Source organism: Arthrobacter sp. 10T413_2 (assembly GCF_056394205.1).
Genome location: NZ_JBFTHK010000106.1, coordinates 1 through 14,251 on the forward strand (window position 1 = coordinate 1; position 14,251 = coordinate 14,251).

General features: G+C 68.0%; 17 protein-coding genes. 4 read left to right on the forward strand and 13 right to left on the reverse strand.

Annotation, left to right across the window (positions count from 1 at the left end; translation table 11 throughout):
• Both AC1DBQ_RS15650 and AC1DBQ_RS15655 read right to left on the reverse strand, forming a co-directional pair.
• A partial coding sequence (locus AC1DBQ_RS15650) for an aminotransferase class I/II-fold pyridoxal phosphate-dependent enzyme (protein WP_476929380.1) occupies positions 1 to 671 on the reverse strand: 671 nt, incomplete at its 3' end.
• 17 nt (positions 672 to 688) lie between these two features.
• On the reverse strand, positions 689 to 2,074 hold the full coding sequence (locus AC1DBQ_RS15655) for a cystathionine beta-synthase (RefSeq protein ID WP_476929381.1): 1,386 nt from the start codon (positions 2,072 to 2,074) through the stop codon (positions 689 to 691).
• A gap of 75 nt (positions 2,075 to 2,149) precedes the next feature.
• Here AC1DBQ_RS15655 and AC1DBQ_RS15660 point away from each other — a divergent pair, with 75 nt between their 5' ends.
• Positions 2,150 to 3,337, forward strand: a complete 1,188-nt coding sequence (locus AC1DBQ_RS15660; protein WP_476929382.1) for an ArsB/NhaD family transporter — start codon at positions 2,150 to 2,152, stop codon at positions 3,335 to 3,337.
• A gap of 52 nt (positions 3,338 to 3,389) precedes the next feature.
• Here the strand turns inward: AC1DBQ_RS15660 and AC1DBQ_RS15665 are convergent, their stop codons facing one another.
• The gene (locus AC1DBQ_RS15665) at positions 3,390 to 3,806 is read right to left on the reverse strand and encodes a VOC family protein (RefSeq protein WP_476929383.1); all 417 of its coding nucleotides are present in this window, start codon (positions 3,804 to 3,806) and stop codon (positions 3,390 to 3,392) included.
• Between the two features lie 163 nt (positions 3,807 to 3,969).
• On the opposite strand from AC1DBQ_RS15665, the gene AC1DBQ_RS15670 reads away from it, so the two are divergent.
• The gene (locus AC1DBQ_RS15670) at positions 3,970 to 4,950 is read left to right on the forward strand and encodes a DNA-3-methyladenine glycosylase family protein (RefSeq protein WP_476929384.1); all 981 of its coding nucleotides are present in this window, start codon (positions 3,970 to 3,972) and stop codon (positions 4,948 to 4,950) included.
• Positions 4,951 to 5,109: 159 nt separating this feature from the next.
• Here the strand turns inward: AC1DBQ_RS15670 and AC1DBQ_RS15675 are convergent, their stop codons facing one another.
• Positions 5,110 to 6,786, reverse strand: coding sequence for an AMP-binding protein (locus tag AC1DBQ_RS15675; RefSeq protein WP_476929385.1), 1,677 nt, complete (start codon positions 6,784 to 6,786; stop codon positions 5,110 to 5,112).
• A 112-nt stretch (positions 6,787 to 6,898) separates the two neighbouring features.
• Between AC1DBQ_RS15675 and AC1DBQ_RS15680 the strand changes: the two genes are divergently transcribed.
• Positions 6,899 to 7,177, forward strand: a complete 279-nt coding sequence (locus AC1DBQ_RS15680; protein WP_476929386.1) for a putative quinol monooxygenase — start codon at positions 6,899 to 6,901, stop codon at positions 7,175 to 7,177.
• A gap of 96 nt (positions 7,178 to 7,273) precedes the next feature.
• Here the strand turns inward: AC1DBQ_RS15680 and trxA are convergent, their stop codons facing one another.
• From trxA to AC1DBQ_RS15695, 3 genes are all read right to left on the reverse strand, one after another.
• Entirely contained in the window at positions 7,274 to 7,687 is a 414-nt protein-coding gene (gene trxA / locus AC1DBQ_RS15685) for a thioredoxin (protein WP_476929387.1), read from the reverse strand.
• A 101-nt stretch (positions 7,688 to 7,788) separates the two neighbouring features.
• Positions 7,789 to 8,334: an acyl-CoA thioesterase gene (locus tag AC1DBQ_RS15690; protein WP_476929388.1), complete on the reverse strand. Its 546-nt coding sequence runs from the start codon at positions 8,332 to 8,334 to the stop codon at positions 7,789 to 7,791.
• 67 nt (positions 8,335 to 8,401) lie between these two features.
• Positions 8,402 to 9,130, reverse strand: a complete 729-nt coding sequence (locus AC1DBQ_RS15695) for a Type 1 glutamine amidotransferase-like domain-containing protein (RefSeq protein ID WP_476929389.1) — start codon at positions 9,128 to 9,130, stop codon at positions 8,402 to 8,404.
• A 301-nt stretch (positions 9,131 to 9,431) separates the two neighbouring features.
• Between AC1DBQ_RS15695 and AC1DBQ_RS15700 the strand changes: the two genes are divergently transcribed.
• On the forward strand, positions 9,432 to 9,866 hold the full coding sequence (locus tag AC1DBQ_RS15700) for a DUF7144 family membrane protein (RefSeq protein WP_476929390.1): 435 nt from the start codon (positions 9,432 to 9,434) through the stop codon (positions 9,864 to 9,866).
• Between the two features lie 13 nt (positions 9,867 to 9,879).
• On the opposite strand, the gene AC1DBQ_RS15705 is transcribed toward AC1DBQ_RS15700, so the two are convergent.
• The 6 genes from AC1DBQ_RS15705 to AC1DBQ_RS15730 form a co-directional block, all read right to left on the reverse strand.
• Complete coding sequence (locus AC1DBQ_RS15705) at positions 9,880 to 10,299, reverse strand: VOC family protein (protein ID WP_476929391.1); 420 nt, start codon at positions 10,297 to 10,299, stop codon at positions 9,880 to 9,882.
• Positions 10,299 to 10,841 (reverse strand): GNAT family N-acetyltransferase, encoded by a 543-nt coding sequence (locus tag AC1DBQ_RS15710; protein WP_476929392.1) that lies wholly within the window; start codon positions 10,839 to 10,841, stop codon positions 10,299 to 10,301. Before AC1DBQ_RS15710 ends, AC1DBQ_RS15705 begins: the two co-directional genes overlap by 1 nt.
• A 210-nt stretch (positions 10,842 to 11,051) precedes the next feature.
• Positions 11,052 to 11,357, reverse strand: a complete 306-nt coding sequence (locus tag AC1DBQ_RS15715) for a DUF1801 domain-containing protein (RefSeq protein WP_476929393.1) — start codon at positions 11,355 to 11,357, stop codon at positions 11,052 to 11,054.
• Positions 11,350 to 12,075, reverse strand: coding sequence for an MgtC/SapB family protein (locus AC1DBQ_RS15720; RefSeq protein WP_476929394.1), 726 nt, complete (start codon positions 12,073 to 12,075; stop codon positions 11,350 to 11,352). Before AC1DBQ_RS15720 ends, AC1DBQ_RS15715 begins: the two co-directional genes overlap by 8 nt.
• A 128-nt stretch (positions 12,076 to 12,203) precedes the next feature.
• Complete coding sequence (locus AC1DBQ_RS15725) at positions 12,204 to 13,796, reverse strand: ABC transporter permease (RefSeq protein ID WP_476929395.1); 1,593 nt, start codon at positions 13,794 to 13,796, stop codon at positions 12,204 to 12,206.
• Positions 13,789 to 14,251, reverse strand: a 463-nt coding sequence (locus AC1DBQ_RS15730; RefSeq protein WP_476929396.1) for an ATP-binding cassette domain-containing protein, incomplete at its 5' end; no start/stop codon positions are given. The genes AC1DBQ_RS15730 and AC1DBQ_RS15725, both read right to left, overlap by 8 nt.

The following is a 14,251-nucleotide window of genomic DNA, read 5'->3' on the forward strand; positions in this document are numbered from 1 at the left end:
ACGTCGGAGTGTCCGCCGATGTATTTGGTGGTGGAGTGCACCACGACGTCGGCGCCGAGGGCCAGCGGGTTCTGCAGGTAGGGCGAGGCGAAGGTGTTGTCCACGACGAGGAGGGCACCGGCGTCGTGTGCCACTGCGGCGAGGGCCGCGATGTCGGTGATCTTCATCATCGGGTTCGACGGCGTCTCCACCCACACCAGGCGGGTCTTGCCGCCGCCGGAGGCCGAACCGCCGGCGGCCACGGCCTTGGCGACGGCGTCGAGGTCGGACATGTCCACCGGCGTGTTACCGATGCCCCACTCCCCCAGGACCCGGCTGATGAGCCGGTAGGTGCCGCCGTAGGCGTCGTTGCCGAGCACGATGTGGTCACCGGGCCGGGTCAGGGCACGGATCATGGAGTCCTCGGCCGCCAGGCCCGAGCTGAAGGAGAACGCGGCGGTCCCGCCCTCCAGCGCGGCCAGCTGCTCCTGCAGGGCATCGCGGGTGGGGTTGGTGCCGCGGCCGTATTCGTAGCCGGCGCGCAGTCCGCCGATCCCGTCCTGCGCGTAGGTGGAGGAGAAGTGCACGGGAGGCACCACGGCGCCGGTGCGCGGCTCGAAGGCCTGGCCGGCGTGCACGGCGCGGGTGTTGAAGCCGGCCTTCTTCGCGGAAGAGCTTTCTGGCAGAGACATGGGACTCCTTGAACTGGTCAGTTGCTGAGGTAGGCGAGGAGGTCGTGGCGGGTCAGGATCCCCACCGGAGCGCCRACGAACGTCACCATAAGGGTGTCGGCGTCGGAGAGGAGTTCGCGGGCGGTCGAGATCGATTCGAGCGAGCCGATCACGGGCAGCCGGGCCTCCATGTGTTCGGAGATCTTGTCCGAGAGCTTGGCCTCGCCCCGGAAGAGCTTGGCCGTGAGCGTGCGTTCGTCCACGGCGCCAAGGACCTCGCCCATCACGACGGGCGGTTCCTGGGACAGGACGGGGATGTGCGAGACGCCGAACTCGTTCATGATGTTGATGACATCGCGGACGCTCTCGTTCGGGTGGATGTGGACGAGGTCCGGGAGTTCCMCGGTCTTGGCCTTGAGGATCTCGCCMACCGAGGCTTCGTCCCCGCCGGCCAGGAAGCCGTAGGAGCGCATCCACTGGTCGTTGAAGATCTTCGCGAGGTAGCCGCGTCCGGAGTCCGGCAGGATGACCACCACGACGGCGTCCGCCGGGAGGTCCCTGGCCACCTCCAGCGCGGCCACGACGGCCATGCCCGAGGACCCGCCCACCAGCAGGCCTTCTTCGCGGGCCAGCCGGCGCGTCATCGCGAAGGAGTCGGCGTCGCTGACGGCAATGACGTCGTCCGGGACGGACTTGTCGTAGTTGGCCGGCCACATGTCMTCCCCGACGCCCTCGACAAAGTAGGGTCGGCCCGTGCCGCCGGAGTAGACCGAGCCGGCGGGATCGGCGCCGATGATCTTAACGACGCCGCCCTCGGCGTCGGGACGTCCGGCGGAGACTTCCTTCAGGTACCTGCCGGTGCCGGTGATRGTGCCGCCGGTGCCGGCGCCGATCACGCAGTGCGTGATCCGGCCGTCGGTGTCGTTCCAGATCTCGGGCCCGGTGGTTTCATAGTGGCTCRCCGGGGCGGCCGGGTTGGAGAACTGGTCCGGCTTGTAGGCTCCCGGGATTTCGGTGACGAGCCGGTCGGATACGCCGTAGTAGCTTTGCGGGCTGTCCGGCGGGACGGCGGTGGGGGTGACCACCACTTCGGCGCCGTACGCCTGGAGCACGGCCCGCTTGTCTTCGCCGACCTTGTCCGGCACGACGAAGATGCAGCGGTAGCCCTTCTGCTGCGCCACGAGCGCCAGCCCGACGCCGGTGTTGCCGGAGGTGGGTTCCACGATCGTGCCGCCGGGCAGGAGCTTGCCCGTCCGTTCGGCCTCCTCGATCATCTTGACCGCGATCCGGTCCTTGATCGAACCGCCGGGGTTCAGGTATTCCAGTTTCACCAGGACGGTGGCTGCAATGCCGTCGGTCACGTGGTTGAGCTTGACGAGCGGTGTATGGCCGATGAGGTCCAGAACGGACGGGGCGTACTTCATAGGTACCAAGTTACCGTCTCCGGCGGACGGGCACGTCGGCGCAGTCCCGTCCCCTTGAGGTGCGACGATTGGGCGGTGAAGTGGATCGCCCGGCTGAAGAGGTTCAAGAGCTATGCGCTGCCGGCGGGCATGCTGCTGGCAGGGTGCGCGGCGCTGGCGTCCGGGCTGCTGCCGGTCCAGGCGTTCGACKAGCTGGCGGCGCGGACTGTGCCGGTTCTGGCGTTTGTCGTGGCAATGTCCCTGGTCACGGAGCTGGTGGATGACGCCGGGCTCTTCCGTGTGGTCACGGAGCGGCTGGCCGGCCTGGGCCGTGGCCGGGTGTTTCTGTTGTGGCTGCTCGTGATCGCCCTCGCCACCGTGTCCACGGTGTTCTTGTCGCTGGATACGACGGCGGTACTGGTKACGCCCGTMGTCGTGCTGCTGGCCGTTCACGCCCGGATTCCGGCGCTGCCGTTTGCCATGACCACGGTCTGGCTGGCKAACACGGCGTCGCTGCTGCTGCCAGTCTCCAACCTGACCAACCTGCTGGCGCAGGACCGGCTCAAGCTGAGCCCCGCCGCGTTCRCCTCGCTGGTGTGGGCGCCGGCCATGGTGGGCATCCTGGTGCCGCTGGTGCTCCTGTGGCTGGCGTTCCGGAAGGATCTGCGCGGCCGCTACGGGCCGCAGCCGATCCACAAAGTGCGGGACCGGGTGCTGCTGTACGCGGCGTCCGGGGTGATGGTGGTCCTGCTGCCGGCGCTGGTTTCCGGGATTCCGGTGCAGATCCCGGCKATCGCGGCGGCAGCCGTCCTGCTCCTGCTGTTTMTTTGGCGGCGCCGCTCCGCCCTGCGCTGGTCCATGATTCCGTGGCGGCCGCTCATGCTCACCTCCGGCCTGTTCATGGTGGTGGAGACCCTGCACGCGAACGGACTCACCCGTTTCCTGACCGGGATGGCCGGCACCGGGGACAGCCTGCCGGCGCTCCTGCAGATCGCCGCGCTGGGCACCGGGGCGGCCAACGCCGTCAACAACCTGCCTGCCTACCTGGCCCTGGAACCGGTGGGCGGCTCCCCTGCCCGGCTGGCGGCCCTGCTGATCGGGGTGAACCTGGGTCCGCTGGTCACCCCTTGGGCTTCGCTGGCCACGCTGCTGTGGCACGAGCGGCTCCGCGCACTCAACGTGGACATCCGATGGGGCGGCTTCGCCGTGGCCGGCGTCGTCGCCGTCGTCCTGGTAATCCCGCTGGCGGTCCTKGCGCTCTGGCTCAGCACAGGGATGCACTGATCTGCTGCGCCCGCCTGCCGGAACCGGTCAGCCCGGCACGTGAGTGCGCTACTCAGGCGCCGATGTCATTCCCGGGGTCCGCGCCGCCCTCCGGCGCCGCGTTCTGCCACAACCCCACCACGTTGCCTTCACTGTCCTTGAAATAGGCATTCCATCCCATCCCCGGGACCTCCAGCTTTTCACGGACCAMGGACCCGCCGCGGGCGKCGATGCTCGCCAGTGCGGCATCGATGTCGTCGACGTCGATCGTGACAACCGGCGCCGTAAGGTCCCCGCGCCGGAACAACCCGCCGTTGATGGACCCGGTGACGGCGGGCCGGCCGTGTTCGTCCATCGGCGTCGTCATGGCCAGGCTGTACTCCATCTCCGGCATGATCTGGAACCCCCAGCCGAAGATTGAACTGTAGAACTCCCGCGCCCGGTCCTCGTCGTCCGCGGGAATCTCGAAATGCACCACTCCACCGGCCATGATCTGCTCCTGGCGGCCCCGTTGCCCGGGCCAACGGCAGGACCGCCACATGGGTGTCCCAGCCGGATTCTAGCCCCGGAAACCCCGCAGACTTAGGGCCATTTGGCTCACCTGCCGGAACCTCCGGTGCGGGGCTGTCCGTCCGGCGTGGGAACATGTTCGGATGACCCTCGCAGACGTTCCCGCCGGCCATGCCGCCGCGGCGGACGCCTCTTTGCGGTGGCGGCCCGGCGGCCCCTTCGACCTGATGCAGACCCTCGGGCCGCTGCTGAGGGGGCAGGGGGACCCTTCCATCCGCACATCGCCGGGCGCCGTGTGGCTTGCGTTCACGACGCCGGCCGGCCCGGCGTCGCTTCGGCTCGTGTCCTCCGGGTCCCGGACCGATCCCGCCGTCGATGTCCAGTCGTGGGGCCCCGGCGCCGCCGAGGCCGCGGCCTCCGTTCCGCGCATGCTGGGCCGTGACGACGACTGGACAGCTTTTGATGAGCCGGCGTTCCACGCCACGCTCCCCCGCATGGTCGTCGAAGCCCGGCGCCGCAACCTCACCGTCCGGCTGCCCGCCACCGGACGGATGGTCGACGCGCTCGTGCCGACCATCCTGGAGCAGAAGGTCACCGTCATTGAGGCCMGCCGCGGCTACCGGTACCTGACGTACCGCTTCGGCACAGCTGCCCCGGGCGCCGGGACGGTGGCCCCGGCAAACCTCATGCTCCAGCCCACCCCGGGCCAGTGGCTGCGCATTCCGTCCTGGGAATGGCACAAGGCCGGGGTGGGTCCGCAGCGCTCGGCGGCTGTCATGCGGGCGCTGCGCTCCGCCGCCGCGCTGGAGCGGCTCGCCGGCCTCCCCGCCGCGGAAGCAGCGGCGAAACTGCAAACCATCCCGGGGATTGGAGTGTGGACGGCCGCCGAGGTGGTGCAACGCACGCACGGCTGCCCGGATTCAATCGCGGTGGGCGACTACCACCTCGCGGCCTACGTCGGCGCTGCCCTGACCGGTCACCGGACGGACGACGCCGGCATGCTCAGGCTTCTGGCGCCCTGGGCAGGGCACCGGCAGCGGGTGGTCCGGATGATCKGCCTCAGCGGCTTCCGCAAACCGACCTTTGGCCCGCGGATGACCATCCAGGACCACCGCGGTCACTAGTTCCCCCACCAGCGGGGCTGGCCGCGTTCCGGGGGCACTTTGACGCGGACACACCGCCAATCAGGGTGCCGGCGTCGAACACTGCGAGCAAAGTGCCCCCGGACGGAACCACCCCGCMACAAAACAACACGCCCGACCCGGCCACCACCAGCAACGCGGTTAGAGCCCGAGGCGGGCCGCGGCTTCCTGGCGCATGTCCACCTTGCGGATCTTGCCGGAGACGGTCATGGGGAAGCTTTCCCGGACGTCGACGTAGCGCGGAATCTTGTAGTGCGCCAGCTTGCCGCGGCAGAACTCGGCCAGGCCGGCGGCATCCAGCGGCGCGGCCCCGGATTTCATGATGACGCAGGCCATCAGTTCCTCGCCGTACTTGGCGTCCGGGATGCCGATCACCTGCACGTCCTGGATGTCCGGATGGGTGTAGAGGAATTCCTCGATTTCGCKCGGATAGACGTTCTCGCCGCCGCGGATCACCATGTCCTTGATCCGGCCCTCGATCACCACATACCCGTCCTGGTCCATCCGGGCGAGGTCCCCGGTGTGCATCCACCCCTCGGCGTCGATCGCCTCGGCGGTCTTGTCCGGCTGGTTCCAGTACCCCAGCATCACGGCGTAGCCGCGCGTGCAGAGTTCGCCGATCCCGCCGCGCTCCAGCACCTCCCCCGTGGCCGGGTCCACGATCCTGCTCTCCAGGTTCGGCATGGTCCGGCCCACGGTCTCGGTCCGTTGGGCCATCGTGTCCACGCTCCGGGTCATCGTGGACACCGGCGAGGTCTCCGTCATCCCGTAGCAAATGGCGACGTCTTTCATGTTCATTTCGGAGATGACGCGGTTCATCACCTCGATCGGGCACAGCGATCCGGCCATGACGCCCGTGCGCAGGGTCGAGAGGTCGTAGGAGGCGAAGTCCGGCAGGGCGAGCTCGGCGATGAACATGGTGKGCACCCCGTAGAGGGACGTGCCGCCGAAGTCCTGCACGGCTTCCAGCGCCGCAGCGGGTGAGAACGACCGGCCGGGGATGATCGTGGCGGCTCCGTGGCTGAGCGCCGCCAAGTTCCCGATCACCATTCCGAAGCAGTGATAGAACGGCACCGGGATCACGACKCGGTCGTGTTYGGTGTAGCCGAGCTGTTCGCCGATCGAATAGCCGTTGTTGAGGATGTTGTGGTGCGTCAGCGTGGCGCCCTTGGGGAAGCCCGTGGTGCCGGAGGTGTACTGCAGGTTGATGGGGTCGTGCGGGTCCAGCACAGCCATGCGCGCCTGCAGCGCGGAGTGTCCGACGTCGTCAGCCCGCTTGAGCAGTTCGGCGTATGTYCGCTCCGCCTCGTCCTGGGGTTCGCCGGCGGTGAGACCTTCCGCGCCGGCGTCCGGGAGGAAGACGAGCTCGCGCAGCTCCGGGCAGGCTGCCAACGCCTGGCGTGCCATGCCGGTGTAGTCGCTGTTCCTATCCGACGGCGCCGTGACCAGCATGCGCATGCCGCTCTGTTTGACCACGAACTCGAGCTCGTGGCTGCGGTAGGCGGGGTTGACGTTGACCAGGATCGCCCCGGTCTTCGCCGTCGCGTACTGCAGGATGGTCCACTCGGCACAGTTGGGACTCCAGATGCCGATCCGCTCGCCCTTCGCGACGCCCAGGGCCAGGAGCGCTCGGGCCAGGCGGTCGACGTCGTCGTTMAGCTTGGTATAGCTCCACCGCCGGGCCTCATCGCCGGGCACTGCGGCCGCCTCGATCAGKGCATCGTGATACGGGAACCGCGCCGCGATCCGTTCGAAGTTCGCGCCAATGGTTTCCTCGAGCAGCGGGACGTCAGTGTCCCCGCCTGTGTAAGCAAGCATGGTGTGACGCTACCTTGTGCGCGGAGGCAAGAGAAGAGCAAAGCTTGGAAGTCCTATGAAATTTTCCGGTCATCTTCCGGTGCCGGCGCGGACGCCCGGTAGGGTAATTGCCATGAGCGCACCCATTGACCTCCTGGCCACCTTCATCCCCAACGACGGCGAATTCTTCCGCGTGAAGCTCGCGCTGGAGATCGCGATTGACGAGGTGGTCAACGAGCCCGGTTGTATCCGMTACGAGCTCACCGAGGCCAACGAGGACAAACTCGTACTGACCGAACGGTGGKCAAGCCAGGAGGACCTGGACAAGCACTCGAAGGGCACGGCCGTGCAGGACCTGAACGAATCCCTCAGCGCGCTGCTGGCCCAGCCTGTCATCCTCGAAAAGCTCTGACCCACCACTCCAACGACAACGCGGGGGCACTCCGCGCCCATCCGTGAAGGATTTATGGGCGCGGAATGACCCCGCGTTGCTTGCGTTTGTGGAGGTTTAGGCGTCCGGGATCTGGGTGCCGTCCTGCGTGTCCGCCGAGGCAGCGGCCTCGGCCTGGGAGCGGGCAACATGCGCGTGGACTTCTTCCATGTCCAGGGCCTTGACGGCGTCTACCACCTGCTCCAGCTGCTGGGCGTTCAGGGCGCCGGGCTGCGAGAACACCAGGACCTTTTCGCGAAAGGCCATCAGCGTGGGGATCGAGGTGATGCCGGCCTCGGCAGCGAGCTGCTGCTCGGCCTCGGTGTCCACCTTGGAGAAGACCACGTCCGGGTGCTTCTCGGAGACTGCTGAGTACGTGGGGCCAAACTGCTTGCACGGGCCGCACCATTCGGCCCAGAAATCGACGAGGACGATGTCGTTATCCTCGACGGTCGATGCGAACTGTTCACCTGTGATGTCTACGGTAGCCATGAGTCAACGGTACGGGAGCAGGCCGGGAATGTCCCCGGCATTTCGCTGTTGGCACATCCTGGCCGGCGCGTGCGCCCGCCAGGTCCAGGCGGGTGCGTCCGTCAGGCCCAGGCGTGCGGGGCCGGACGCCTGGCGCCGGGCAGGGCATTGGTTTCGCGCCATTCGTGGATCCATTCGGGCAGCTCCAGCTCCGCCGGCGGGGCGCCGAATTCGCGGATGATTTCCTCCTGACTGACGGGCTTGCCCTCGCTGACCAGCCGGGTCGCGATGTAGGCGCGGGCATAGACTTCGCCGTCCACCACCATCCGCTGCTCGAAGTAGATGGCTTTTGAGTCAAGGCCGATGATCTTGGATTCGATGGTGTACTGCTGCCAGAGCTGCAGCGAACGGCGGAAGGCGATGGTTTCCCCCGCGGCCACGGGGGTCCAGCCCCGGCGGCGCATCTTCTTCCAGGTTCCGCTGCGGGCCATGAGGTCGAAGCGCCCGAGGTCCATGAGCGAGAAGTACATGCCGTTGTTGACGTGCATGGCGATGTCGATGTCCGTGGGCAGCACGCGCAGCGGCAGGGACGAGCTGTCCCAGATGCTCAGCGGAGGGCGGCACGAGGACGTGAACAGCAGCAGGAGGGTGCGGAGCAGGAGGTGCATGAGGCAATGTTACCCGCGAGTAACAATCGTGCCAAGGGTGCGGCCCAAGGTGCCCGGCGTCCGCAGGCTAGCTGTGTGCGGACAGCACCGAGACGGTGGCCTTGGGTCCGGCGCCGCGAATCGTCCAGCAGTTCCCGGTGCCAATCACGTCCAGTTGCTGCAGGTCGGCGTGGTGCAGTACCAGGGCGGTGTTCTCATCGACGGCGGCCGCATGGTCCACGAGCCCCTTCGCCACGGCACCGACGGCCCGGCTGAGTGTTCCGGCCTGCGCGGCATGGACGTCGACGGCGAAGGGCACCAGGCCCAGACYGTCGCGGATCTCCACTTCCTCGAGCCCCTCGGAGCAGTCGATCGCGCAGACCTCGGTGCCCCTGATCCGGTAGCCGCCCACGATCGCCCGYGCCGGGGCCACCATCGCCCCGGCGGAGAACCCCATGTACGGCACACCCTCCGAGACCGCACGGCGGATGGCCTCCGCGGACGGCAGGAGGCCCTCCAGGTAGGCCGGCGTCGGGCCGCCCCCGACCACGATTCCGTCGACGTCGTCGAACGCGGCCGGATTCGCCTCTTTGTTGAAGCGGAGCAGGACCGGGAGCACCTTGCAGTCGATCCGGGATTCCAGCGGCCCCACATAGGCGGGCAGGAAATACTCAGAGCTGCCCTMGTGGTCAAACAGAACGACGGCGACGCGCGGAACCCTGCCGGGGGCCCGGTGCCGGAGTTCCCTGACGAACCGGTCGAAGACGGCGGGAATGGTCACGGTGTCCGGGCCTCCGCCGACAAGGATGATGGTCATGGCTTCAAAGTACCCGGATCCGAAGCAATCGCAATGGGCCCGGCGCGCCTGCACCAGCCTTGGCCGACGCCTAACTTGCTCGCCGCCTACGCCGCGGGGCCGGGCGAGGCGGGTGGCGTCGCCGGAGTCCGTCGGTGCGCGGACAGAACCGGGCCGACCGACGCGGCGGCCCCAAAGCTTCTGTAGCGATTGACCGGCACGGACGGGGAGGAACATAATCGGAATCGGTACTAGCTTCACAACACGACTGCGCCGACCATGAGGCCGACGACAGAGCATTCAACGGAAAGCGGTCGGAACTATGACTACTGCCCATCATCCTGTTGCTTCGACTGGCTGGACCGGCTGGGTCCGTTTCGCCRGAGTAATTCTGATCATCAACGGCGTTTTCAGCGGCCTTCAAGGCCTCGTCGCTCTCACCGGTCCTGACACCTACTATTTGGCGACCCCAGGCACGTTGTTCATCTTCGACGCGAAGGGGTGGGGCTGGTGGAATCTAGCTCTCGGGGCGCTCTTAATCCTCACCGCCGTMGCGCTCTTCTCCGGTGCAACGTGGGCTCGAGTCGTTGGTGTTGTMGTTGCGGGCTTCAGCGCGGTCGTTCAACTKATGCTCATTCYGGCGCAGCCGTGGTGGTCCGTCATCGTCATCGCCATGGACGTGCTGATCATCTACGCGATCATCGCCCACGGCGAGGAACTTAAGGCTGAGCAGGCGCCTCCGCCAGCCAACCCGTAGGGCACCGACGCGATCAGTCAGCCGCAATCAACTCCACTTCGTAGCCGTCCGTGTTCACGAGGTAGGCGGCGAAGTGGCCGGGGCCGCCTGCGTGCGGGTATTTGTCCGGAAACAGTTCGGTCCAGCCCAGGTTACGGCCCTCGGCCGCCATGGCGTMGACCTGATCCCGGGTCCCCGCGCTGAAGGCCAGATGGTTCAGCCCCGGCGCGGTGCGGTCGTGTACGTTCCCGTTCAGGGCCGGAGATTGCTCGACGACGATATACGTGGGCCCCCGCCGCCAGCTGCACCCGTGACCCCAGTCCTGGTAGGCCTCGTAGCCCAACCGGCCCAGGAGCCAGCCCCACTGGTCCCTGGCCCGCTCAAGGTYCGGCACCCAGAGCTCAACATGGTGCAGGGCGCCAAAGGACGCGGGTGCACCCGGGACGGCGGCCATCAGAACAGGATCCGCTGAAAGAGGACGTGGTCCTGCCAGGACCCGGCAATCCGGAGGTACCTGGGGGCCAGGCCGATTTCTTCGAAGCCGGCCCGTTTCAGGATTCGCTGGGATGCGGCGTTGTGCGGGAGGGTGGCGGCCTGCAGCCGGTGCAGTCCGAGCTCGGCATGGGCGGCCCCGACGGCGAATTCCACGGCGGCCGAGCCAATCCCCTGACCGGTCATGTCCTTGTCCACCCAGTAGCCGAGGTGGGCGCTAAGGAACGGCCCCCGGACAATCCCGCTGAGGTTCATCACCCCTACGATGCKGGAACCGTCCACGAGAACCCACGGCACGTCCGATCCCGCGATGAACAACCCGAGTTTGGACTCGATGCTGGCGGCCTGCCCGTCGGCGGTGAAGAATTCCTCGGCCCGCACAGGTTCCCAGGGCGCCAAATGCTCCCGGTTCCGGAGGTAGGCCTCGGCCAGCCGGCCGGCGTCGGACCTGTGCAGCACCCGCACGCGCACTGTGCCCGTCAAAGCGATGCTGTTCTCGGTCATCCGGCGACTCTAACCGTCATGCCGAACGGCTTCAATCTACGGCGCGGCAGCGCGGGAATGGTCTTCATGCGTCGGCGCCCCGGTTGGCTTGGCCGGGCCCGGCGGTCAGTTTCAGCGGCCGGGTTTGAGTTTCCGCCAGCCGCCGGCCCGGTTGTCCGCGATGATCTGCCGGAGCATMGCGGTGAGGGCCTGCMCGGGGATGGATTCGCCCTAGCGGAATGCGATAGTGCGTGCGGTCTTGTTGTCGTGCCCGCCCGTGATGATCCCCTCCGGGTCCGGGACTATTCCGCCGTCGTAAAGGAAGACATTGACGTGGTCCTTGGCCGTCAGGAGGGCGCAGATGTTGCCGTCGAGGACGAAGTAGGGCTGAGTGGTGCGCTTGATGGTCTCGGCGAGGGCCGGGTCGGCGGCATGGACAAGTTCGCGCACCTGGCGGCAGATCTCTTGCTGCCAGTCCGGCAGTGCCGCGATGAACGCGTCCACCCGGGTGTCTCGAAGCGGGAGGTTGTCAGCCACCGTCGTCGTCCTCGTTCGCGTCGGCACCGTGCACGGTGACGCTCTTCACGCCGGGCACGTCCAGAAGGTAAGGGACGAGCTCGCGCAGCGGTAGGTGCCCGTGGAAGCGGATGTCCATGAGGACGATCGGTTTTTGTTCGGTTCCCGCTTTGCTGGTGCTCAGGATCGAGGAGCTGAAGCCCATGTTGGTGGCGATTGCCAAGACCTCCCTGAGCACGCCCTGGTTGTCGGCGTAGCCCAGGTGCAGGATCTTGTTGGCGTCCTTGGTGGGGATCCTGCGGACCCCGGGAGAGACCACATACAGGGTGATGAGGTGGAAGGCGGTCAGCGAGATTGCCAGGGAAAGCATCCCGGCCCCGCATGCCATGCCCACGGCGGCCGCTACCCAGATGCTCGCGGCCGTGGTGAGGCCCCGGACAACGTTCCGTCCCTTGAAAATCACGCCGGCGCCGAGGAAGCCGATGCCGCTGACGATTTGAGCGGCAATGCGGGCCGGGTCCATGGTGGCCCCGGGGGCYAGTGCGGCGGAGAACCCGTAGGCGGAGATGAGAGTGAAAGTGCACGATCCGAGGCCGACCAGGACATGGGTGCGGTAGCCCGCGACCTTTTGCCGGACCTGCCGCTCGACGCCGATCAGGGAGCAGAGGACAAAGGTCGCCAGCAGGAGCCCGATTTCCACCAATGTGGTCGGGGTATATAGCCCGTATGCGTCCTGCATCCGCCCTCCGACTCGGCCCGAGAGCGGCGCCCGGTCGTTTCTGAGGTGCGCCAACGGCTCTCGAAGTTGATACTACCGCCGCCCCCGTATGGGGAACAGGGCGGGGAACAGGGGCGGTTCGGCTGTGTTCACGTGGCCAGATCCCGGCGCCGCCAGCCGGCGTAGCCGAGCGCGGCCAGCGCCGCGGCCGTCACGGTAAGTCCCAGCACCGGCCACACGGAGCCGGAATCCAGTGGGAGCAGCGGTGAATGCCGGAACGGGGACAGCTCCATCACCCACTCCGGGGCGTTCCACAGGACGCCAAACTCGCCCAGGGCCACGAAGAGCAGCAGCAGTCCCCAGACGGTCCCGGTGAGCCTGGGCGCCCAGCCGAACACGGCCAGAACTACTGAGGTCATGACCCAGGCCGCGGGGATCTGCGCGGCGGAGGCCACCGTGATGCGCCCCAGCTGATTTCCGTCGGACAGGACCATGGCGGCGCCAGCCCCGACCGACAATCCGGACAGCAGCATGAGCACGGCGACGCCGGCGAGCGCGAAGGCGAAATGGCTTGTCGCCCACCGCGGCCGGGTGGTGGCCGTGCCCAGCAGCGCCTCCACGTGGCCGTCCGTTTCCTCGTCGCGGAGCCGGTTGGCCGCGGACAGCCCGTAGGCAGCGGCAAGCAGTCCCATGATGCTGATCTCTGCAGCGATGAAGGCGTCCGTCATGGCCTGGGTTCCGCCCAGCATCCTGATCAGGTCCTGGGCGTTGGGGGAACTCAGCAGGTCCGTGACGTTGCCGGCCAGCGATCCGATCACGACGCCGAACGCCACGAATGCCACCGCCCACGCCGCAAGGAGACGGAGCTGGAGGCGCACGGCGAGGTCCCAGACGCCGTTGAGTGAGCCGCGCGCCGGGCCCGGGCGTTCCTCCCGCAGCCCAGAGCCGAGGTCCCGGCGGGCACGAAGGGCCAGCGCGACCGGCACGAGGGCTGCGCAGAGTGCCAGCGGCAGGGCTAGCACCCACCACCGGTCTCCGGCAAAGGCCCGGATCTGCTGGTTCCAGCCGATCGGCGAAAGCCAGGACAAGGCTGACGGCCCCGGCTCTGCGAGATCCCCCACCGCGCGCAGCGCGTAGGTCACCGCGACGACGCCGAGGCTCAGTCCCGTGGCGGCCCGCGCACTGGTAGTCAGCTGGGCGGTCACCCCGGCCACGGCGCTGAAGGCCATGCCGGTGGCGGCCCAGCCGAGTCCGAACGCGAGCGAGCCGGCGGCGGGAAGGCCGCCGGCGGCCAACGTCACGGCCGTGACCAGCCCGAGGACAAGGCTCGCGCCGAAGCTGATGGCGAGGGCCGCGGCGAGCGGGGCATCGCGCCCCAGACGCCCTCCGCCGAGGAGCTCGAGCCGCCCGGACTCTTCGTCGCTGCGCGTATGCCGGATGGTGATGAACACCATGAGGACGGCGAGGATGGCGGCCATGAACGCCGTGTACTTGATCAGGGACAGCGCGCCCAGGGACGTGGGGTCGTAGACCCTGCCGAACAGTGCCACCAGCGATGCCGTGGCGTTCAGGGCGGTCGCGGCTTCGACCCGGCTCCCGACATCGGGGTAGAGCTCGGCACCGGCCGCGGCGGTTGAATAGGTCGTGACGGCGAATCCGGCGATCCATGCCKGCAGCAGCCAGCGGTCGCGCCGGAGTCCGAGCCGGATCAGGACGCCCGTCCCCGCCAACGTTTCACGCATCACCGGGCCGCCCGCTGCTYGCCCCGGCCGCAACCGCGGGCACCRCCGTGCCGTAGTGGCGCAGGAAAAGGTCTTCGAGGGTTGGCGGCTGGCTGGTCAGCGCGAGGAGCCCGGCGTCGGTCAGGGCCCGCATCAGCGGGGCCAGGCCGGACGGTTCCACCTGGGCGCTGACCCGATGGTTCGTGATGACGACGTCGTGGACCCCCGGCAGGGCATCCAACCCTGCCGGTACGGCCGCGACGTCGGCGGTGACGGAGGTCCGGGTGAGGTGCCTGAGCTCCTCAAGCCGCCCGGTCTCCACCACCCGGCCCTCACGGATGATGCTGACACGGTCCGAAAGCGCCTCGGCCTCGCTCAGGATGTGGCTGCTGAGCAGGACTGTGCGGCCCTGGTTGCGCAATTCCCGGACACATTGGCGGAAGGCGTCCTCCATGAGCGGGTCCAGGCCGCTGGTG